At 43.7% G+C, this 21,269-nt stretch carries 22 protein-coding genes and 1 pseudogene; all 23 read right to left on the bottom strand.

Annotated features, from left to right (window positions below; translation table 11 throughout):
- Position 1: 1 nt before the first annotated feature.
- Positions 2–1,423: a glycosyltransferase family protein gene (locus G395_RS0128230; RefSeq protein WP_026633041.1), complete on the bottom strand. Its 1,422-nt coding sequence runs from the start codon at positions 1,421–1,423 to the stop codon at positions 2–4.
- A 9-nt stretch (positions 1,424–1,432) separates the two neighbouring features.
- On the bottom strand, positions 1,433–2,152 hold the full coding sequence (locus G395_RS0128225) for a glycosyltransferase family 32 protein (RefSeq protein WP_026633040.1): 720 nt from the start codon (positions 2,150–2,152) through the stop codon (positions 1,433–1,435).
- Entirely contained in the window at positions 2,149–3,330 is a 1,182-nt protein-coding gene (gene wecB / locus G395_RS30880; protein ID WP_035362252.1) for a non-hydrolyzing UDP-N-acetylglucosamine 2-epimerase, read from the bottom strand. Before wecB ends, G395_RS0128225 begins: the two co-directional genes overlap by 4 nt.
- A complete protein-coding gene (locus G395_RS31485; RefSeq protein ID WP_051350466.1) occupies positions 3,327–4,310 on the bottom strand; it encodes a glycosyltransferase family 2 protein in 984 nt (327 codons plus the stop codon). The genes wecB and G395_RS31485 overlap by 4 nt, the downstream gene beginning before the upstream one ends.
- Complete coding sequence (locus G395_RS0128210; RefSeq protein WP_026633039.1) at positions 4,298–4,789, bottom strand: class I SAM-dependent methyltransferase; 492 nt, start codon at positions 4,787–4,789, stop codon at positions 4,298–4,300. The genes G395_RS31485 and G395_RS0128210 overlap by 13 nt, the downstream gene beginning before the upstream one ends.
- A 139-nt stretch (positions 4,790–4,928) precedes the next feature.
- The gene (locus G395_RS30870; protein WP_035362250.1) at positions 4,929–5,750 is read right to left on the bottom strand and encodes a glycosyltransferase family 2 protein; all 822 of its coding nucleotides are present in this window, start codon (positions 5,748–5,750) and stop codon (positions 4,929–4,931) included.
- 62 nt (positions 5,751–5,812) lie between these two features.
- Entirely contained in the window at positions 5,813–6,958 is a 1,146-nt protein-coding gene (locus tag G395_RS31480) for a glycosyltransferase (RefSeq protein WP_051350465.1), read from the bottom strand.
- Positions 6,937–7,836 (bottom strand): NAD-dependent epimerase/dehydratase family protein, encoded by a 900-nt coding sequence (locus G395_RS0128195; RefSeq protein WP_026633038.1) that lies wholly within the window; start codon positions 7,834–7,836, stop codon positions 6,937–6,939. Before G395_RS0128195 ends, G395_RS31480 begins: the two co-directional genes overlap by 22 nt.
- On the bottom strand, positions 7,833–8,705 hold the full coding sequence (locus tag G395_RS0128190; RefSeq protein ID WP_051350464.1) for a class I SAM-dependent methyltransferase: 873 nt from the start codon (positions 8,703–8,705) through the stop codon (positions 7,833–7,835). Before G395_RS0128190 ends, G395_RS0128195 begins: the two co-directional genes overlap by 4 nt.
- Positions 8,695–9,348: an acyltransferase gene (locus G395_RS30860; RefSeq protein WP_051350463.1), complete on the bottom strand. Its 654-nt coding sequence runs from the start codon at positions 9,346–9,348 to the stop codon at positions 8,695–8,697. Before G395_RS30860 ends, G395_RS0128190 begins: the two co-directional genes overlap by 11 nt.
- The gene (locus G395_RS30855; RefSeq protein WP_035362248.1) at positions 9,342–10,265 is read right to left on the bottom strand and encodes a hypothetical protein; all 924 of its coding nucleotides are present in this window, start codon (positions 10,263–10,265) and stop codon (positions 9,342–9,344) included. The genes G395_RS30860 and G395_RS30855 overlap by 7 nt, the downstream gene beginning before the upstream one ends.
- Positions 10,265–11,086, bottom strand: a complete 822-nt coding sequence (locus G395_RS30850) for a glycosyltransferase family 2 protein (protein ID WP_035362283.1) — start codon at positions 11,084–11,086, stop codon at positions 10,265–10,267. Before G395_RS30850 ends, G395_RS30855 begins: the two co-directional genes overlap by 1 nt.
- 101 nt (positions 11,087–11,187) lie before the next feature.
- Entirely contained in the window at positions 11,188–11,910 is a 723-nt protein-coding gene (locus G395_RS0128170) for an FkbM family methyltransferase (RefSeq protein ID WP_026633036.1), read from the bottom strand.
- Positions 11,907–12,758, bottom strand: a complete 852-nt coding sequence (locus G395_RS30845) for a glycosyltransferase family 2 protein (RefSeq protein WP_051350461.1) — start codon at positions 12,756–12,758, stop codon at positions 11,907–11,909. The genes G395_RS0128170 and G395_RS30845 overlap by 4 nt, the downstream gene beginning before the upstream one ends.
- 12 nt (positions 12,759–12,770) lie before the next feature.
- Positions 12,771–14,030: an ABC transporter ATP-binding protein gene (locus tag G395_RS0128160; RefSeq protein ID WP_026633035.1), complete on the bottom strand. Its 1,260-nt coding sequence runs from the start codon at positions 14,028–14,030 to the stop codon at positions 12,771–12,773.
- Between the two features lie 40 nt (positions 14,031–14,070).
- Positions 14,071–14,922, bottom strand: a complete 852-nt coding sequence (locus G395_RS0128155; RefSeq protein ID WP_026633034.1) for an ABC transporter permease — start codon at positions 14,920–14,922, stop codon at positions 14,071–14,073.
- 137 nt (positions 14,923–15,059) lie between these two features.
- Positions 15,060–15,581 carry a UpxY family transcription antiterminator gene (locus G395_RS31475; protein ID WP_051350460.1) on the bottom strand — a complete coding sequence of 174 codons (522 nt, stop codon included), beginning with the start codon at positions 15,579–15,581 and terminating at the stop codon, positions 15,060–15,062.
- A 75-nt stretch (positions 15,582–15,656) separates the two neighbouring features.
- Positions 15,657–16,649, bottom strand: coding sequence for a Gfo/Idh/MocA family protein (locus G395_RS0128145; protein ID WP_026633033.1), 993 nt, complete (start codon positions 16,647–16,649; stop codon positions 15,657–15,659).
- Between the two features lie 32 nt (positions 16,650–16,681).
- Entirely contained in the window at positions 16,682–17,257 is a 576-nt protein-coding gene (locus G395_RS0128140; protein WP_026633032.1) for an acyltransferase, read from the bottom strand.
- Between the two features lie 3 nt (positions 17,258–17,260).
- Positions 17,261–18,442: a DegT/DnrJ/EryC1/StrS family aminotransferase gene (locus G395_RS30835; protein ID WP_035362246.1), complete on the bottom strand. Its 1,182-nt coding sequence runs from the start codon at positions 18,440–18,442 to the stop codon at positions 17,261–17,263.
- Between the two features lie 74 nt (positions 18,443–18,516).
- The gene (locus G395_RS30830; protein WP_051350459.1) at positions 18,517–19,611 is read right to left on the bottom strand and encodes a sugar transferase; all 1,095 of its coding nucleotides are present in this window, start codon (positions 19,609–19,611) and stop codon (positions 18,517–18,519) included.
- 894 nt (positions 19,612–20,505) lie between these two features.
- A complete protein-coding gene (locus G395_RS32960; RefSeq protein ID WP_262485413.1) occupies positions 20,506–20,586 on the bottom strand; it encodes a hypothetical protein in 81 nt (26 codons plus the stop codon).
- 92 nt (positions 20,587–20,678) lie between these two features.
- Positions 20,679–21,119 (bottom strand): annotated as a pseudogene (locus G395_RS32870) (ISL3 family transposase); the annotation flags it as partial.
- Between the last annotated feature and the right edge of the window lie 150 nt (positions 21,120–21,269).

Genomic DNA, 21,269 nt, shown 5'->3' with positions numbered 1-21,269 from the left:
TCTAAACGAGTTCTCGGCCTGCCATTTTAAACCAGTTCCAGCCTATAATGATGATCGAAATGATCAACAGGTAAGGAATAAAATACTTTTTATTCCCAAGGTTTGTGCGGCTGATGCCGAAGGCCGCCAGGATAAGCATAAACGGCACGATGGGCATATGAAAGCGCTCGGATAATGCAAAACCGCTCGAGGCGAGGATGAACAAATATGAAAAGAGCACAGAAAGCAGTAACACATGCTGCCGCCAGAGGCTCTCCCGGATCAATACAACCAATGCCATCAAAACAAAGAATGCGTAAATATTCCGGGTGAACATTGCACCGCCCAGCATCATGGCGTTGGGCTGGTTTGTATCCACCAATGTAGGAAAAGGTGCAATGAGCATAAATGGTAAAAACAAACTCCGGGAGCCATATTTTGCCAATAAATTCCCCCCTTCCCTGCTAGCAAAATTATCCATCTGCTCGGCAATATTCTGATCGCTGGCCTCCAGATAACCCGTAATGATCTCATTAAACGGCCCCGACCAGATCAAGGCTACAAAGATGATCATCAGTATGGACAGCACGATTTTTTTGCTGCGGGTAGAAACCAGCCGCGAGACCAGTAGAATCGTAATGGCAACAGAACCAAGAATACTCACGGCCAACACGGTACGAAAGAAAAAGAGTGCGCCCCCCAGCAGGAATATGGCGATAATGGCTTTTAAGCTCAGCAGCGCTGAGCGGAAAAGCTTGTCGGCCAGGTAGACAAAGCTTACTGTCAAAAACACCATTTCTGTTTCTTTGACATGCAGCCCGGAATAGTAGATCAGGTTTGGCAGCAGCATGGTCAGCACCCCTGCAATGCGCCCTGTGGATTCTCCAAAATTGTTTCGCCCCAGTTTATAAACAAGCACACAGGTAAAGGCACCAAGCAGCGCTTTGATCAGACGTGGTATGAGCACCTCATCTCCCACAAAATAATACAGCAGTCCCAGATAGAATGGATATCCCATATCCGAGTAATTGATCCCAATGTAATCCAGGTAGACAGCCAGTTTCCCGTCGGTCAACAGCCCCGATAGCCAGACACCCTCAACATGATATCCCTTTGCGTCACCTGTTTCATACTCAAACGGTTGCCCGGTCGCCAGCGTAAAATAAAAATAGCTGAATACCACCCAAACTACGCGGATGACAAGGGAAACCCGGAACAGTTTCTTTTGATATAAATGAGGCGATATTAAAGACCACCTTTTGGTAAAATGGGTTGAAAAAAGAAAGAAGAAGAACACCTCTACAAGCCCGAAAAGGATCCATTGAAGCGGAAGCGATTGTCTGAAAAACACCAGGATACAAGCCAGCATTACAAAGCCGAATGCAAGAACTGCTCTCAGTGTGAAATATTTCGGAATGTATGTAAGATCAGCAAATGTCTGCATTACCGGTTTTTAGGAATAAAGCTTTCTTTTTGTTTGGACTAAAAGCTCGGTTAACCGTGGCCCTAGTATCCGTTGGAAAAAAAATTTCTTGAGTTTAACCCGCTTTGGCTGCCAAGAGCCTTCAAAGTGATGAATACAGTAAGAATTGGGCGTAAGGGTCACAATTCCGGATCTTGATTTCGGACAAAAATAATCCTTGGGGAATATGTGCATGCAATCGCTATAAATCTGATAAGTGTTGTTCAACTTAAACCCGTTAGCGGCCATCATTCCAGAAATTATCTCCACATTGGTGGTCATATCAAGGCTGCCGTCCGAGCGGCGAAAGTGTTTGCCTTTATAATATTGCAGTTGCTCGCCGGCCCATCGTCCAAACTGCTCACTGGCCATAATGCCCGTCGGAATTTCCCGTTCACTTTCAAAACCTGAAAAAGCAGGAAGTTGTAAAAAATCGTCCAGGCTTTTGAGCACCTCAACATCCGTATCCATATATATCCCGCCAAATTGGTGGATTGCATACAAACGGACATAATCCGTCACAAAGGCAAACTTTCGTTCCTGATAGGCTTCGCTCACATATGGAACGCTGTTGACATCAAAAGAATCTTCATTCCACAGCCGCAACTGGTAATCGGAAAGATGTGTTTTCCAGGAGGCAATACACTGGTCTGCTATTGCAGGCATTTTGCCCCGGCCAAACCAGCAATAATGTATGACTTTGGGTATCATTGGAGCACAATAGCGTTCAAGGAAAATATCTCCATCAAAAACCCGACGATCCTATCGCTGGCTTTGCCATCCCCGTAAGGGTTGCTGGCTTTTGCCATTTCGAGATAAGCACCGCTATCATCAAGCAGTTCGCTGACATGGGTCATGATTTTTTCGCAGTTCGCCCCCACCAGCCGGACTGTTCCAGCCTCCAGCGCTTCTGGCCTTTCGGTCGTTTCCCGCATCACTAAAACAGGTTTCCCCAAACTCGGTGCTTCCTCCTGGATTCCTCCGCTATCGGTCAGAATCAGGAATGATTCCTTCATTAAAAATACAAATGGCAGATAATCTAGAGGCGGAACGAGAAATACATTGTTATTGAGGGGAGAAAGCAGCATTTCCCTGACTGGCGTTTGAACATTCGGGTTTAAATGCACGGGGTAAACAAAATCTACGTCCGGGTATTTCTCCGCCAGCATTTGGATGGCTAAGCAAATCTCCGTAAAGCCATCGCCGAAGTTTTCCCTGCGGTGGCCGGTGATCAAAACAAGTCGTCTTTTTTCTTCAAGCCGAACTGTATCATATCCTTTTTCTTTCATGAGGTCGACCAGCTCCCTCTTGACCAAGTCGGACGTTTCAATTTTTTCGACAGCCAGATTCAAGGCGTCGATGACTGTGTTTCCGGTAACACATATGCTTCCCGCATTGACTTTCTCGGATAACAGATTTTCTCTGGCGAGTGGTGTGGGTGCAAAATGGAGCGTGGCAAGCCGGCTGGTCAGCTGACGGTTCATTTCTTCCGGCCAGGGACTGTAAATATTGTAAGTGCGCAGACCCGCTTCTACATGACCAATCATTGTTCTCTGATAAAAAGCAGAAAGAGAAACGGCCATAGATGTGACGGTGTCGCCATGTACCAACACGAGATCTGGTTTGTTTTCAAACAGAATGTCCCGCATACCCAGCAAGATCTTGGCGGTCACATCATAGAGATCCTGCCCTTTCTGCATAATGTCAAGATCGTAATCTGGAATGATGGAAAAGGTTTTTAACACCTGATCCAACATCTCCCGGTGCTGACCTGTAATGCAGACCGAGACTTCAAACTCGTCCACACATTTCTGCAACGCTTTCACCAGCGGAGCCATTTTTATGGCTTCTGGACGGGTCCCGAAAACAACAAGTATCTTTTTCTTCAAAATGAGCTGCGGCGATAAATTGGTAGTGCCCTGTAATTGCGAAGCAGCGACTGCTTGATCAGCGAGCCGAGCTTCTTTAAGCGGAAATAGGTGATGATGACCTTTTTAGGGCCGTAATAGAGGTAACGATAAAACGGAGGCTGCTTGGAAAAGTCTACTTTGGCCAATGTATCCTGCGTTTCCTGCGGATAGCTTGCATTGAGATAAAAAGGCTGCAACGACCTTACACGCAACCCGTCCAGCAGCATTTTCAATGGCGGATTATCAGCTTCCTGAGCACCAAGATAATCCAGATTAAAGATCACATGTTCCGTCTTCTTCCAATGCTTGTCCATTCCGAGTGCCCGACCTGCGGGTGCAACATCCTGATTGGAATAGGCCAGGTATTTATTAACATATCCTGTTTTGTGCTTCAAAGCAATACGTATCCATAAATCAAGATCTTCACCAAATTTCAGCTCAGGCTTAAATCCGGATTCATCTTCAAAAACCGACTTTCGGAGCACAACGAAAGAACAGTTTATCGGAACCCAGAAGGTGCGGCTGTACACTTGAAAATAATCAATGTAACCAGCTTCAAAACCGGCTTCCAGACCTATCTGAGCTGGCTTATGCGTCCCGTTTTTAACCACATAATAAGCTGAACCATACATTGCCGCCTCCGGAAACTTGGCAATCAACTGATCCATTTCTTCCAGAAAACGCTCATCCCACCAGTCATCGGCATCAAGAAAAGCAACAAGGCTGAACCGGGCATTGCTGACACCAATGTTCCTGCTTATTGAGACTCCGAAATTGGATTGCCTGATAATCCGAAGTCTGCTGTCTTCATAACGCCCTAATTTTGAAACACCGCCGTCCGTTGAACCATCGTCGATAATGATCAACTCAAAATCCTGAAAAGTTTGCCTGAGCACAGAATCGACGGCTTTTTCAATATGAGAAGCCTTGTTATAAAGCGGGATGATTACCGAAAACATAGCCAGGTTACTAGGCGCAAAGCTTCGTCAAAATTTGCGTGATCGTCTCGCGCTTGTGTTGGGTCCGCTTCACCATTTGTCTCAAGGAAATCTTCTTTTAGCCTGTCTGAAAGACCAAAATTGTAGACAAGACAATGTTCGAAATGATTATGCTGAATCAACTTCTTGATATAATAACGGCACGATGCATCTGGTTCAAAACCGATATATTGAATGTTTTTGTCGATGGACTTCACTGCAATTAAAGTTTGCCCGATGTTTGCACCAACATCAATAAATGTCTGACCATCACCTGTAAAAAGTTCATTCGCAATTTTAGAGAACCAACCGGATTTAAGGTAAACATTGGGATACCCAAGTTCATTAATAACTGGAATGGTAATGCTGTGATTTTCGAAGGAGATTTGCTTCGAAATGTTAATGTACTGTAAGAGCTTGAGTTTTCTTAAAATCCGAAGCGGTATATTGTTTAGCATCATATTATTATACCAGGTAGGTTTTGCGTGTGTTGTTTGTTTTCAGCTCCTTTTTTATTGCTAATTGTAGAATAGGTCAGAAGGTGTCGTGCAGGTGGGCTCTCACAAAAATCACATTGCACATCACTCAGAATACTGCAGCTTATCTCTTTATTGTTTTGATATAGGCTGAAAACTTATCAATTCTGAAGACGACTCTGTACAAATTGATGATAGCAAACCATATCATTCTATTTTGCTTCAACCGCCGAAAAATTACTCCTTCCCGGGCAAATGACTGGTAATCTGACAAGATGCTTTGCGGTAAAACTTTTGCCAGGACTGCTCTGCGTTCTAACTTGTCCAGCTCCAAGTTCGTGCTGCTAATGCCAGTAGAATCAAACCAGACGACATTAATGTCTTTGTAAATAACTTTCTCGTCATTTAGCCCAATGGCAATAAGAAAAAATTTCCAATCGGAAACAATTCGAAACGATTCGTCATAAAGACCATATTTTTCAAATAATGACCTTTTGATGTATGCAGTTGCATGAAAAAATGTACTACGGTACATATCCAGTAAAGTGATCTGCCGGCCTGCATAGCTCCGCTCAATTTCTGTTCGGCCATTGATTTGTCGAAGTCTGTTACCATAAATGAAACTGCAGTCAGGCATATTCAAAAGCATTCGTTCTGTTACATCGCTATCCTGCAAATAATCGCCTGAATTTACAAACTGGCAATATTCGCCTTTTGCCTGCATAATCCCCTTGTTCATAGCATGATAAATTCCCCGGTCGGGTTCACTGATCCAGTAAGCGCATTTGTCCTGGTATTTATGAATAACTTCAACACTGCCGTCCGTCGAACCGCCATCAATTATGATGTATTCAAAATCCTGGGAAGTCTGGTTCACGACACTTTCTATTGTCTTTTGAAGACCCTCAGCGTTATTGTAATTAATTGTGATGATGGAAAGCTTCAAGTTTTTGTTTTAGTGTTGTGCAGTAATCAAGATTTAAAAATAAGCCAAATTGTATCGTTTCTTTACGCAAACAATGTACAAAATGCCCTTGCGTGGGTGACGTTATTTAAAGAATAATCAATAGGGGGAGCTGGATTAATTTCTTTGATCTGCGCCATTGCAGCAGCCAGATCCGGAGCGGCATGCGGATTAAAAAGGATGCAATCATTTCGGCCTGTAAGTTGCTCAAAATGCACCCTTAGTTCCGAGGCAATGATCTTTATATTTAGCGCCTTGGCATCTTCAATAGCAGTGCTCCATCCCTCAAAGAGCGAAGGCTGAATGAGTGATATCGCATTTTTCATGATTACCAACTGCTCCTTTCTGTCTATAAATCCTAAAAACTTCACATTGCTTTCTAACCCCTCTTCGCGCACCATTCTTTTTAATTGATCCGCATATTCAGGGCTTCTATAATCATTTTCCTTGCCGGAAAATACAACCAGAATATCCTCATTATCGGCAACCAGCAACTTAACCGCTTCAATAACAATGAACTGATTCTTATGAATCCAGAACTGATTCGGGATGAAATAGTAGGGCCTGTCGATGGCATATCTCATTGCAACACCTTCAAAGTCAATTTCCTTTATATTCGGATGCGTGACAGAAAAGGGGACGATATAAATTTTTGCCTTTGCGTAAGGATATAAAGTCAGAAAATCACGCTTGGCATCCAGACTACTGAATACCATCTTTTTAGCTTTGTAAACCTGGGCTATTTGTCGCTGCTTGATTTGAATGAGTTCATCAACGTGAAAAAAGTCGGGCAAATGCAACTCCTGAAAATCGGGTATCCAATAAGCTTTCTTCTGATCATTGATTAAGTCGAAATAATTTCCGGCAGGGTTTGGGAAAATCAAATCAAAGCGATCCGATAGGCGTCTGTCAATTACTTTTCTTTTTAATAATCTTAAGGAAAATGCATTGACGGCTTTTTCCCATAACGTTGCAGTAGATCGGTCTCTGACATGAAACAAATATGGATATCCCGTTTCCTTTTTTATATAATGAAAGTCGGTTTTGTTCAATGAAATAACCGAAATATCCGGCTTCTCATCGTCAGGCAACACGTTCAATGCCTGAACCAGGTTGAGGATATAATACGTACCACCGATCCAATTTTCATTATACTTGAAAAACAAGCCTAAATGCTTTCTCTTACCCATTTTATATATTTTGCAACACCTTCTTCAAAAGGCATCGAAGGCTTGTAATGATACGATTTCATAATGCTCATATCAGCCTGCCAGTTACAAGGATCTCCCTCTCTTTTCAGGCAGCTGAAATCAATCTGTCCCTGCCAGTTCATCAGCCTGCCAAATAACTCAACGATGTATCTGATCTCTATTTCCTCTCCATTAGCAACATTGATCACTTCGCCTTCGAAGCGGGCATTACTGATAACAAGATCGATCGTGTGGACAACATCCTCCACATGAATAAAATCCCTGGTTTCCGAACCATTGCCGAACAGCTGAATTGTTGTGCCATTCTTCATCTTATTGAACAAGTCCCATAAAAGCTGCTTTTTCAATCCTTCTCCATAAGCAGAGAAAATACGGAGGGAGCATGTGCTTACGCCAAAGAATTCGGCATATTCCTTGCATATGCTTTCGGCCATCAATTTGTGCCGGCCATAGGGCGATATCGGAGAAAGAGGAACTGATTCACTAATTGGCAATTGTAAAGGATTCCCATAAACGGCGGCACTCGACAAATTAATAAACTTGCACGTCGGGTCATGCTTCCTTATTGCGTCCAGCATTCTGAACACATTGTATGTGTTCAACAGAAAGTCCCGCTGCGGATTTGTCAGTGAATCCGGCACGCTGGCCGCGCCGGAGCAGTTGATACAGATATCAAAATGATTGTTGTTAAATATTTCTGTAAAGTCTGAATTCGAGGCATCAATCTGAATATAACGAAGCGTCGTATAATCCACAACAACATCACATGACCAGACCTCCCAAACCGGTTTATTGTTAAAGTAATCATATACATGCTGTCCAATAAACCCCCGCGCACCAATGACCAGCACTTTCATTTAGCTTTTTTGAATTGTAGACAACAAATTGCCCTGCTATGTGCAGCATGATCATTTTTTTTCCCCAGTCCCGTATGCGGATTATGGGATTCTGCCAGTTCACAACCTGCCTGAGATGAGTGCTCCCAGCCATGTTCCTGGTATTTAAAAAACTGCTTTTCAATACTGCCCCGGGCGGACAAGTACATTTCAATCCGGCTTAGCATTTCATGATCGAACTGTTGAAAGAAACCATGGTTTTCAAAACGGCCATAAGGAAATGTCAGCAGCAACAAACCGTTCTGGCTCAGGATGCGGTCCAGCTCTGCAATTACAAGCATGTAATCATATGACTTTTCGCTTTTGAGCTTGTCAGCATCGTAGCCGTAAATGGAATTATCCATATCGATATGCTCCAAAGTTGACTGACACACGATTTCGTCAAAGTACTGTTCTTTGTAAGGGATATCCCGTAAGTCACCGAATTGATAACTTATTTTTTTATTATGAAAGCAGGATGGCTCCGGAAAGAAAGTAAAAATTGAAAGCGCTTTATTGGTGACTTTCGGATGTGAAACAATGTAATCGAAATTAAAGGTTGAACCCGCATCTAAAAGTGTGCAATGGCTGTCGGATAATCTCGAGAATATCCAGGGATATTCAACGATTCGCTCATCAATCCTGTAACCAAATCCGGCTGGCAAAGTATTTTTTCGGAATTGCTCTGCGATCATTTCACTGTGAAGGCATTCTTTTATTAATTCTTCTTTTGCATATACATAACCTTCCTGCCATGGAATCTGGCCTTGGCTGTACCATTTATCCTTGCTGGAAGTTCGCTGTCTCTGCTTTTTAATTGCCCTATATTGCTGTATCAGACTAGATATCATTGCCAGTATTAATTGTTCGTATTATCACAGCCGGATTGCCTGCTACTATGGTAAATGGAGGTACGTCTTTGCTAACCACGCTACCAGCGCCGACTATTGCGCCCTTTCCTATTTTCACGCCTTTGAGGATGCATGAATTGTAACTGATCCATACATTATCCTCAATGACAATTGGTGATGTCTTCACAGATCCAAGGTCCTTCGGATGCCCGTCAGTAGTAAGTTTAATGAAGCTTTGTTCCCGCTCTAAATAGTCTAATTCATGACTATCGGAGTCAATAATGGTTACATTATGGGCGATTAAAACGCCATTTCCTATAAGTACATTGTCACCTGCCCAGATCCTTGCACCTTCGCCGACAAAAGAGTTATTTCCAATCTGAATTCCATTTCCATAAGGCCATATCAGCAGGTTGCCACGAATGTGAGAATTCGTCCCGATGACAATTTTGGACTTATTTCTTTGCAGGTTTTCAATTTTAGTCTCCCGGTAAAACTGGGTCCCGGATCCAGCGGTAACATGCAGATATAATTCGTCTTTTTTTTGCTTTTCAATCAACCGGATCAACTCCTGCCCATCCACCAGCGCATGGAATACCCTGGTAAATATCCTTTTACTTTTTTTGATTATTTTGCCTACCATATTTTACCAGCGTATGTGGCAACCTTTAATAAAACTTTCTTCAATGATGATCTTTTTGCCGGGTTATAGACCCGCTCAAATACAACCCGATCGTAAAGCGTATCAATTTGAAACTCCGGATGTTTGAGCGGAAAACGAATGGTATAATCTTCTTCTATCACCGCGGGTTTTGACTGAATTAAGGTGTGTGTTGCGTCCTGCCCAAATCCGATATTAGTTATCAAATTAATGGCTGGCACGATGCCATAGCTTTTCTGGTTCAGTCGGCAGAAATACCATTGAAAATCCCAGACATCTGCCTTTTGAACTGCAAAACTTTCGTCAAACTCTTTTGCGAAATGTTCATAGACGGTTTTGTTTCCCAGTGTCTGCAAGACGTTTTGCTTGCCTTTTTCCGTATTCCAATCGGCAGCAGCATAATCGAAATGTGTCCACGCACGTCGCCAGGTGGCCCAGCCCCACGTTCCGGCAAGTGTGGAAAAAATATAAGCTTGATTTCGCGATTTCCATTGTTTAAGCGGATTGTTCCCGCTAATGATCGAAATGTTTTCTGTTGTGCGGTAACGTTCCAGTAATTCCGTACAAAAAGTGAAGAAGCCAGCGGCTGGTAGACAATCATCCTCCAAAATTATTCCTTCTTCTACATGGTTAAAGAACCAGGTAATTGCCTCGGCCGGACCATGTCCGCAGCCTCGGTTTTGCTCGCGAAATAATAATTTCAAATTGCATGGCCAGTCTATTTGGTCTACAATTGCACGGGCGGCGGCGCATTTGCTCATGTCGTCAGGCACGTTATCCCTGGGGCCGTCAGCGGCAATGTAAAAATGCACAGGCTGCAACTTTCTAATCTCGTCAAATACCCTTTGGCTAACCTCGGCACGATTAAAGATGATAAAGAGTATGGGAGTAGAAAACATTATTTGGAACGACCATGCACTAGCCTGGTCAGATTCTTGGTTATTTTATAGATAAAAACAAGTAACCGATACAGCAATTTTTGGTTTTTATACCAGACAAGTATTTCCATTTCCCTTTCCCTGTTATACCAGTATTCGTAATCATCAAGCACCCGTTTAGGAAAATTTCGGTTAAGGATCGAATTTATTTCCTTCACTGCATTTTCATCAGGTTTTGAGCTTTGTCCTCCCATATCATAGAAAGAAAGAAACTTGTTTACGTGTTTGCAGGTGGCATTCTCCATTATAATGGATTTTAACCAAAACTCGTAATCTGAATAAATCGCATTGCCTTCATTGTACATACCAAATTTGTAAAACAATTCTCTTCGTATCAGCGTGGCTTGGTGGCCGATTGTTTGCTTATAAAAGCTCCGCATTGTGAGGGTTGGCGGATAAATAATTTGCTCAAAACTGGCATTGGAATAACTCAGATAATTATTAAAATAAATAATACCTTCACCCGTACATGCTTCGATTGCTTCTGAAATTATATTGGTATTCAGCCAGTCGCCCGAGTTTAGGAAAAGACAATATTCACCATTAGCGCTGGCAATTCCCTTGTTCATATCGGTGTAAATCCCTTGCTTTTCTTCCGACTTCCAAAGTGTGATTTTACTTTCATATTCCTTTATTACTTCGAGGCTTCCGTCAGTAGAATTTCCATCAATGATGATAAATTCAATCGCGTCGTTTAGTTGCGGAACAACGCTTTCAATTGTTTGCCGTAAACCTTTAACATTGTTCAAATTTATAGTGATGATGGAGATTCTTTTTACCACTGACGAGTCAAGAAAAATAGGATTTAGTCATATTGAATGTTGCGAAGATTGTTTGACTAATTTTAGATAAGAACTGATCTTTTCGCGCCAAGCCAAGCACCTCACTTCTGCGCATATTCCCGATAAAAATAGCCTTCAACCTGCAAGATCTCTCCGGTGTCGTAATTGCGGTGCCCACCTTCCACGAGCATTAGTTTAAACCCATATTCACGCAGTAAATCCACCATTTCGTAAAAGAGCGTCTCGCCTTCATAAAGCGGAACCAGCGAGAGCTCCATTTGAAATCCACTGATCTTATCCAATGATTGCATACCGCCTGCAAAAACCTGCTTTTCAAAACCCTGGGTATCAATCTTGACAAAAAGGCGGCTGTTCTCAACGTAATATTGGTCAATGACGGAGTCTATCGTTTGGACCGGAACGGTAATTTTATAGAGAAAAGCCGACTGCGGCGCGCTTTCCAAATGCGCCGGAAGAACTTCAAGAATGGAGCTGCTATACGAATTTCCGGAAACATTGATTTCCGTTTCTCCAACGTAACGGCCCATTGCGCAATTCACAACAGTCCAGGCAGAATCACTGGCGGATACTTCATTAATTTGTCCATAAGCCTCCGGCAGCGGTTCAAACGAAATGATCTTTCCTTTGTATCCCATCGCTCTGAGCCTTTGTCCATACTGGCCAGTATTGGCACCAATGTCAAAAATGACGTTGATCCTGTATTTTCCCAACAGGTCGATTTGCTGCCGAATAACAGGATCAGTTGGCAAGCGCATGATATCATACCCCAGTTTTTGGGCCATTTTTCTTAGGAAAACCCTCATATTTTTTTCAACATTCTCCGGTTTAAAAAACGGACACCTTTTCTTATGCCCACGCCTAATCTGATCAGTCCAATCCGTTCAAAAGCCTTAAATACATTGTATTCATGACTTCCGAGCCAGCGGCCCGATTCATTTTCCAGCTCTTCTAACCGGTCGTAATCAGCAATGAAACGCGGATATTTCTGCCTGAGAATTGTCAATTGCTCTCTGCGCGGCAAGTTGTTATTAGCCGGGTCACAGCTTATACCGTTCATATCGAAATAGGACACTACGCCTTTGTAATGTTGATAACTGGCCCCCCTTTCCAGCAGTGCTTCCAGGAAAAACAGCCAATCCGACACAATCGTCAGATCCTCATTATAATATCCTATGGCGTCAAATAAACTGCGTTTAATAAATGTAGCCTGATGCGCGAGCAAACCGGAAAAAATTGTTTTTGCCGTCAAATTGTCCGGAGAATTCACCGTCCATTGGATTCGCTTTTCAATCGTGTTGAAGAAATACACATTGCCTGCCACGATATCGGCATTGGGATTTGTATCAAAAACACTAGTAAGCACATTATTGTGCGTCAGCCAATCACCGGAATTCAGAAAAAGGCAGTATTCGCCTGATGCCACTTTGATGCCTTTATTCATTGCATGATAGATGCCCTTGTCAGGCTCAGAAACCCAATACGCGATCTGCCCATTAGATTTTTCGATTACATTAAGACTACCATCCTTGGAGCCGCCATCTATTATAATAAATTCAAAATGCTTAAAGGTTTGGGAAAGTACGCTTTCAACCGTCCTGACCAGTCCTGCCGCGTTGTTCAGATTAATGGTAATGATGGATAACTTGTGCAAAGTGCTTGCTGGTTATTGTTCAAGAAACATGATCCCCCCTGCCCTGCTGTCCAGAATATTTCCGCTCGCCGACATATATCCTTCAATCTGAAGATGCGCGCAATCGGGGGCTTTCATTAAATATTCTACACCTGCGTACACGAGATAAAGATTCAGTTTATAAGTCCCCTTGTTCATGTATGGCGGAAATTTCATGACAGCTTCCAGGTCAAAGGCACCCTTGGTGATGACCGGCGTTTTTCCGGTCAGGTATGCCGGGTCGTAGGTAGCCACCCGGCAATCTTCCTCGTCATTAATGCTCGCTGCGATGGACATTTTTCGGTCATGTCGCAGCATTCCCCGGACTCTTACAACCAGTGTGTTCTGTCCGCTTATGAGCAGCACTTCATTTATTTCACTCTCATTGATTTCAATGGAATCGATCTCAATGTCCTCCGAGTGCCAGGAAACACTGCTGGAAATTTTATCAGACTTATTGATCGTCGTGCTTTGCAGATAGTGGGTTATGGCCTGATCAGTTGAACCGTCAAAAACCATTTCGCCTTTATCGAGAATGATGGAGTGTGTGCATAGATTTCTAATGGCGCCCAGGTTGTGACTGACAAAAAGTACAGTTCTACCCTCATTGCGGCTCACATCCTGCATTTTACCAATCGCTTTCTTTTGAAATTCGGCATCACCCACAGCGAGGACTTCGTCAATTACAAGAATCTCCGGCTCTAAATGCGCCGCTACAGCAAAACCCAGCCGGACGGTCATACCCGAAGAATAGCGTTTTACGGGCGTGTTAATATATCGTTCACAGCCAGAAAAATCTATGATCTCATCGAGTTTGGAACGTATTTCAGCCTTGGTCATTCCTAATATGGCCCCATTTAAATAGATATTTTCCATACCGGTCAGTTCAGGATGAAATCCGGTGCCTACTTCGAGCATACTGCCAATCCGTCCGTCAAAATCGATTCGGCCGGTTGTGGCACTGGTTACTTTGGAAAGTATCTTTAACAAGGTGGACTTGCCTGCACCATTTTTACCAATGATTCCCATGATTTCGCCGGGCATCACCTGAAAGCTGATATCTGACAAAGCCCACACATAATCGCTGTTGCTTTTCGTTGTCCGATCATTGCGCTCTCCGATTTTCAGGAAAGGGTCCTCCTTGCCGCGCGCCTCATACCACCACCTTTTCAGGTCGTTGCTCAGCGTCCCGGTGCCGATGTCACCCAGTCGGTATTGTTTGCATATTTTATCTACACGTATAGCAGGCTTCATGGATCTTACTTCAAATTTCTATTTGTATCAAACTGCTCACTCAAACCGTATCCATAAAGTTCTTCTCCGTTTTATTAAAGAGAAGCAGACCAAACAAAAATGCAACGCCCGTAAATAAGGCCGAGTAAGCTAGCATATTCCATGAAAAAACACCGGTGTTTAAAAAAGCATATTTGAAGGTTTCAATGACGCCGGTCATGGGGTTGATCAGCATAACCGCTTTAAAACCGGCTGGTACGGTCGAAAGAGGGAGAATTACCGGCGTTGTATACATCAGTAATTGTGCACCGAATTCAACCAGATATTGCAGATCTCGATATCGCGTAGTAAGTGCTGAAACCAACATTCCCAGGCCCAGCCCCATAAAACCCATCATAACAATGAGCACTGGCACCAGTAAAATGGTTTGATTAGGTTGTAAATCATAACCGTTGAAAACAAAATACCCGTAGCATATCAAAAACAAAAGCATCCCAATACCAAACTGAATCAAGTTGCTGATCACCACCGATATAGGAAGCACGGCGCGGGGAAAGTAAACCTTGCCAAAAAGCGAAGCGTTGGCTGTAAATGTATTGGAGGTTGCCCGTAGGCAGTTGGAAAAGTAGTTCCATGCAGTTACGCCTGCCAAATAGAAAAGGATGGGCGGCACGCCGTCCGTCGGCAATCCGGCCATTCCACCAAACACAACTGCCAATACGGCCGTCTGAAATAAAGGCTGAATGAAAAACCACAAAGGCCCGAGAACGGTCTGCTTATACTTAGCTACAAAATCTCTCCTGACGAAAAGCATCAGAAGATCGCGGTAACGCCATATTTCTCCAAGCCGCAGATTAAACAAGTTCTCCTGAGGCGTTATTGAATTTGCGTACTCAGGCTTTTGGTAGGCCATATAATATTATTACTTGACTCATTGGAGAAGGCAAAAAAAGTGAGATGGTTTTTGAAGGCTTGGATTCAGCTTCGCCCTCTCGATCACACGTTTAGATGTCTAACAAACTAAAAACCAACACATTAACTTAATTGTTACTACAAGCTAGCAACCTTGCTTATTATTTTGGTATTACCGAGCTCAACAAGTAAGCCTTGCCCGATCGCAGAGAATTCAATCAATAGCTTTCCTTTCCCGTTATGCCGAATCAAGCGCCCCGTCAAGTTTTGAAAGGGCCCCGACGTTATGTATACTTCCTGACCACACGCCAGTTCTTCATCAACGACAACCACTTCGCTGTCCAGGTAGGCCAGTTTTTGTAAAGCATCAATTTGTGCCTCGGATACCGAGGCATACTTACCGCCAAACGACACGATTCGAACTACGCCAGGCGCATTGAGGAGCGGATAGCGTTGCCCTTCTTCGAATTGCGCGAATAGATAGCCGGGAAACAGCGGTTCTTCCACTGTTTTCGTCCTGTCACTCCATTGTTTTTTTCGCTTTTGCAGTGGTAAATATGACTTTACACCCATTGCTTCGATAAAGGCCGCAGTTTTCTTCTCAGATCTGGAGCGAGTCTGTACAACCCGCCATGCTTGAGAATCACTAGTCTTTTCCATTTTTTTACTACAAATGTTTATTCAAATTCACCACTCGTTGACCCGGTCATTTATGACCATTTTTAGTTTTTGAAACTAGATTACTGTGTGTGGAACCCGATGATTTTTTTCAAAAGGATGTTCTATCAAAGGCAGTTTGACCATAGGATGATAGTCACCTGAAAGCGGCGTTAGTCTTGCGCAACGGATCGCATGCACAATCTCAATAGATGCGCGTGCCTGTTCCAATCCGAAGCCATTGCCTTGCAGGATTTGTACATAACTTTCCGTGTGAAGATCGGTGAAGCCATTGCTAAATTCTATCTCCTCGCCATCGACTGTGATAGAGCGGTAGGTTGTCTGGCCGGATTCTCTGATATGCACTGGCAAGGTTTGGTCACTAATGGACAGGAACCATCTTACACGCGCTTTGCTGAATTCGAGATATCCAGCGGCGCGGTCGTGCTCATGTACATGCACAATGTTGGCTTTTACATCGCCAAAGATCCAAGAGAGCATATCGTAAAAATGTACACCAATGTTGGTAGCAATACCGCCTGACTTGGCTACATCACCTTTCCATGAGGTGTAATACCAGTTGCCGCGGGATGTGATGTAAGTCAGATCTACATCGAATATCTTATGAGCCGGTGCGAGCGCTATTTCTTTTTTGAGCGCAATGATGCTCGGATGCAGTCTTAATTGTAAAATCGAAAAGGTCTGCTTATCGTTTTCATTCTCAATATCCACCAGCGCGTCAATGTTCCAGGGATTCAATACAAGTGGTTTTTCACAAATCGCATTCGCACGATTGCGCAAAGCAAAGCGAATATGGGCATCGTGAAGATAATTGGGACTGCATACACTGACATAATCAATAGGATTTCCCTGACGTCGCAGCTTTTCCAGGTGACGGTCGAATCTCTCGAACTCGACAAAAAACGCTGCCTTCGGAAAATAACCATCGATTACGCCTACGCTGTCATAGGTGTCCAGGGCAGCCGCCAGGGTGTTGCCGGTTTCCTTAATAGCTCTCAGGTGTCTTGGGGCAATATAGCCGGCAGCTCCTATCAGGGCAAAATGTTTCATATTGTAGAGGTTTACAAATTACGGGCACTGCATTAAGCTATTTTTGATACTTCTCCATTACGCAATGCATAAGCTTCTCCACTTTCGGAACAAAGGGCATGACCCTGTGGGTCGAAATGGAGGCGATGACCGTATTCACTGATCCAGCCAGTCTGGCGGGCAGGGTTTCCAACCACCAAGGCGTAAGGTTGAACGGATTTGGTAACAACCGCCCCGGCTCCAATAAAGGCATATTCGCCAATATCGTTTCCGCAGACTATCGTCGCGTTGGCGCCGATACTGGCCCCCTTGCCCACCAGGGTTTTTTGATACTGACCCCGACGGTTTAATGCACTCCTGGGGTTAATCACATTCGTAAAAACCATTGAAGGCCCCAGGAAAACATCATCACGGCAAATCACTCCGGTGTATATAGAGACATTGTTCTGCACTTTCACATTGTTACCCAATATTACATCCGGGGATATCACCACATTCTGGCCCAGATTACAATTTTCTCCAATGACACAGCCGGGCATAACGTGGCAAAAATGCCAGATTTTAGTTCCGGCTCCGATGCAGCACCCGGGATCGATGACGGCAGTAGCATGAATGAATAAAGATTCCATAGGTTATCTGCTGCAAAGCATATTGGGTAATTTTTTGGATTCAAAGTATTCCCTGATCGCTTCGCAAATACGCTCGACCTGGGTTTCGCTCAACTCGGTATGCATGGGAAGTGATAAGACTCGGTGGCACAGATCTTCCGTGACTGCCAGATTCCCGACAGGGCGGCTCAGCCCTTCAAATGCTTTCTGCTTGGCCAGGGAAATAGGGTAATACACCATGCTAGGGATATGTCTGCTTCCAAGAAATGCCTTCAGACCGTCGCGCTTGTGGGCAGGAACCTTCAATGTGTATTGATTAAAAACGTGGGTCGAGTATCCGGCGCGCTGCGGGATCTCGATGTCATATATGCCTTCTAATGCTTGATCATACCATTGCGCCGCCTGCTGACGGGCTGCCTTGTAATCGTTCAAATATTTCAGTTTTTCCAGCAAGACAGCCGCTTGAATTGTGTCCAGGCGAGAATTGATGCCGACCATGTCGTGACGGTATTTCACAACTTGCCCATGATTGGCAATGGTGCGAACCTTAGTTCCCAGTTCCGGATCATCGGTATACACGGCTCCCCCATCCCCAAAGCATCCCAGATTTTTTGACGGGAAAAATGATGTTGTCCCCAAATGCCCCATGGCACCAGCAGATTTCATTTTGCCATCACTGAAAGTATATGAAGCACCAAGTGACTGTGCATTGTCTTCAATAACATAAATATTTTTTATCTGACATAGCTTGACAATGTCCTCCATATCGGCACATTGCCCAAATAAATGAACTGGTATAACCGCTTTTGTTTTACTTGTTATAGCGCTTTGTACAGCCTGAGCCGTGATTGTAAAAGTATGTGGATCCACATCGACCAGCACCGGAACCATCCCTAGTAAGGCCAGAACTTCGGCCGTCGCTACATAGGTGTATGCTGGAACAATCACTTCGTCGCCCGCTTTCAGGCCAAGGGCCATCACTGCCAGTTGAAGTGCATCCGTACCATTGGCACAACTGGAAACCATCTCGACTTGCAGGTGCCGGGCCAGTGCTTGTTCAAACTGCTGTACCTGGCTGCCCTTTATGAAAGCAGCTTCATCAACGCAATCCTGAATCGCACGGTCAATGGCAGGCTTGATGCGGCGATATTGCTGCTTAAGGTCTACCATTTGAATCGTATCAACAGCTAACGTGTGTGTGTTCATTTAGATGGAAATAAAATAAGAGATAAAAGTCTGCTTACAGGCTGGTTCAGACGGAAAGACAACAGATAAAAACTTCATTTACTTCTTGCATGACGGATGAAAATATTAGTAACTATCCTGAAAAAATAAGTCAGGTCTGTTCTAAGCGGGGCTTGTTGATATGCTTCCAGATAGGCAAGCTCGGAGCTAAGTATCTCGTCGAAACATTTTGGCAAATCCGAATAAAAGGGAGGTAAAAGTCCTGGCCTGAATTGCGCGCGAAACGTCCGGAGCGTTTCCGGGTACAGGCTCAGATATTGGTCGCTTAAAGGTCTTACCCCAACAAGTTTGATGTCGCCCTTTATAAGATTGTACAACATCGGAAGCTCATCGATCCAGTACTTCCTAATGATCCTGCCACCGGTGCTGATCCTAAAATCGTCTTTAAATTTCCCACATGCCGCAAGTCCGTTTGTTTCATGCAGATATGCCTGCGCGAATTCGGCATAGGGATGCATTGAGCGAAACTTATATACTGTTATTGGTTCTCCATTTTTGCCGTTTCTGGTCATTGAAAACAAGACTCCTTCACTGGAAGCAGCAACAGACAAGCTTGGGTTGAATGAAGGATGACGTTTGGCGATAAAAATTGTCGCTTTACCTGTTTCCCGAATCTTTACTATTCGGAATCCAGAGTAAATTAATCGTCCCACAACTTCTGCCTTAGACATATCGACGGGAACTCCCAGCAGGCGGCCTATTTTTCTGAAACCTTTCAGTTTAGGCAAGACTCTTCTTCCGAAAAAGTAAAAGAGATAGTAGCATTTAAATATGAAGCTGGAATATGCTTTAAGGAGTTCTGCTTTGACATTTTCTGCTGTAACAACTTGAAAGGCAAAGTATTGATCTTCCAGTAGTGTAACTTGTACTTGCTTAAATAATTGATTTAAGTCAGGTGTCCTTAAAAGGAATCCGTCTAACACCAGGTGCTCTGCAGGATGCAAAAGCTGTGCATTAGCCAGCTCTTTCTGGGTTGCGTAGAGCCAGTGTTCTAAAGGAGCTAGTAATTCTAAGTTGCGGATTAATCCATCCGCTGGCTCAGTAATTGATATCCGGTTCCGTTGGTGAACCTCATAGACTTGTTCCTGCGTGTAGGATTCAGCCGTTTCGTTTGTAAAATTTGTAGTCATACTTAGCGGCTGAATTATATCTTAGTGTACGCTCGGTCTTGATTCTTTATAATGATCATTAATTTCTCTAAGCATTCGTAAGTTCTGCTTACACGACGACAAAGGCTTTAATTGAACTTTTAAAATTGGCATTTACTACTTTTCTCTTAAATGGCAGGAATAATGGTTACACTCACGATCCAACAATACTGCTGTGCCGTTAGATAATATTTCAGCCAACCATTTTATTCGCGGGTTAGAGAGTTATTGCCCAATACCGGACGGTCAGTACTAGAAACCTCTGAGTGAATAGCGGAGTTTTAAAAAGTCAGCCGAACGCCGGAGGTTGAACGTAATGCAATATACGTCGACAACTTTTCAACCTTAGACGAAAACTTGCTACAATTGATGTCAAATTTACGAACTATTTCGTTGATAACCAACTGGTGTGTAGAAATAATTCTATTTAATGTGTATCTGTGGTCGGCAGTCGTTTGTTTAGCTGTTCTTGGCTAGTTTCTATATTACTAATCCTCCTGGTAGGCTTTTTCTTTAATTCGTTCTTTGTGTCCTAGGCGGCTTCCACTTTGCCCTACAAGGAGATGGCTTAGACAGAGTGCTCGCTTGCAAATTCTACCGGGTATTTCCGATCAACAAACTTTGGGGCCGAAAGCAAGTTGCAGTGAAATTGCTATTGAGCAAGTCTTAAATGGTCGAGATCGCCTCCATCGACTCTTGAATTAAATTCGTGGAGTTCTGTCCGCTGGCTTTGCGTTTTTTCCTCTCTGATGGTCATTGGCTAAATAGAGCCTGCCAGTTTTTCCAATTCCAATTGGTGTCAAAAAATGAGTGTCCGATGAGGTTGTATTACGCTGAAGTAGCGGATCAAGACCAAATGTTGTGGAGCAACTTGGATTAAGCATATAACTGATTTAGGCGATACAGGAAGAATTCAACATTCCGAACTCCTCTGAATTGACTTCTAAAAGCTTTGATTTTGGCATTGAATGATTCAGCCGAAGCATTGGACTTCTGTTATCAAAATAAATGACAATTGTCATATAGTGATTCTCTATTGACCTGGCGACGGTGTTGAATGACTTAAAGCCGGATTGTATGACTTTTTCATGCCATTTTGCAAGTCTTGTTAATCCGTAAATTTTTTCATTCGTGTTGGTGAAGATATTACTGAGTTCTTGTGCCAGATCATATGCTTTTTTAAGATCGGGGAAGCGCTCAAAGGCCAGTTGTGCCCTTTCTCGCTGGCTTTCAGTCCAGGTATTTGGCTTTTTATACAACGCATATCTGCTGCGGGCAAGCAATTGCTTTATAGTATCACCATTCGCCAATAATTCGGGCTGATATTCTGCCTGAGAAGCTTTTGCCTGCTCAATGGCATCGTTTTCTTGGTCTAATGCATCCCAGCGGTATTTGATACGGATGTCTTGTAGGGCTTCAACTGCTAACCTTTGCACGTGGAAACGGTCTATGACGCGAGTTGGTCTGGGAAAGCAACGCTTGGCAATCATTGTCATACTGCCTGCCATATCCAGAGTGATCCGCGTCGGCGGTCCGATCAGCAACCTTCTTGCGAAGCGATTCGGGGATTTTCCGGAGAACTTCAATTACTGTTTTTGCGTAGTGCCGGCCACAATAGCCACTATGCTTCCCCGCCCACC

The sequence above is a fragment of the Dyadobacter alkalitolerans DSM 23607 genome (assembly GCF_000428845.1).
Classification (GTDB): domain Bacteria; phylum Bacteroidota; class Bacteroidia; order Cytophagales; family Spirosomataceae; genus Dyadobacter; species Dyadobacter alkalitolerans.
Note: the sequence above shows the minus strand (reverse complement) of the source record. Positions and strands in the feature narration are given on the sequence as shown.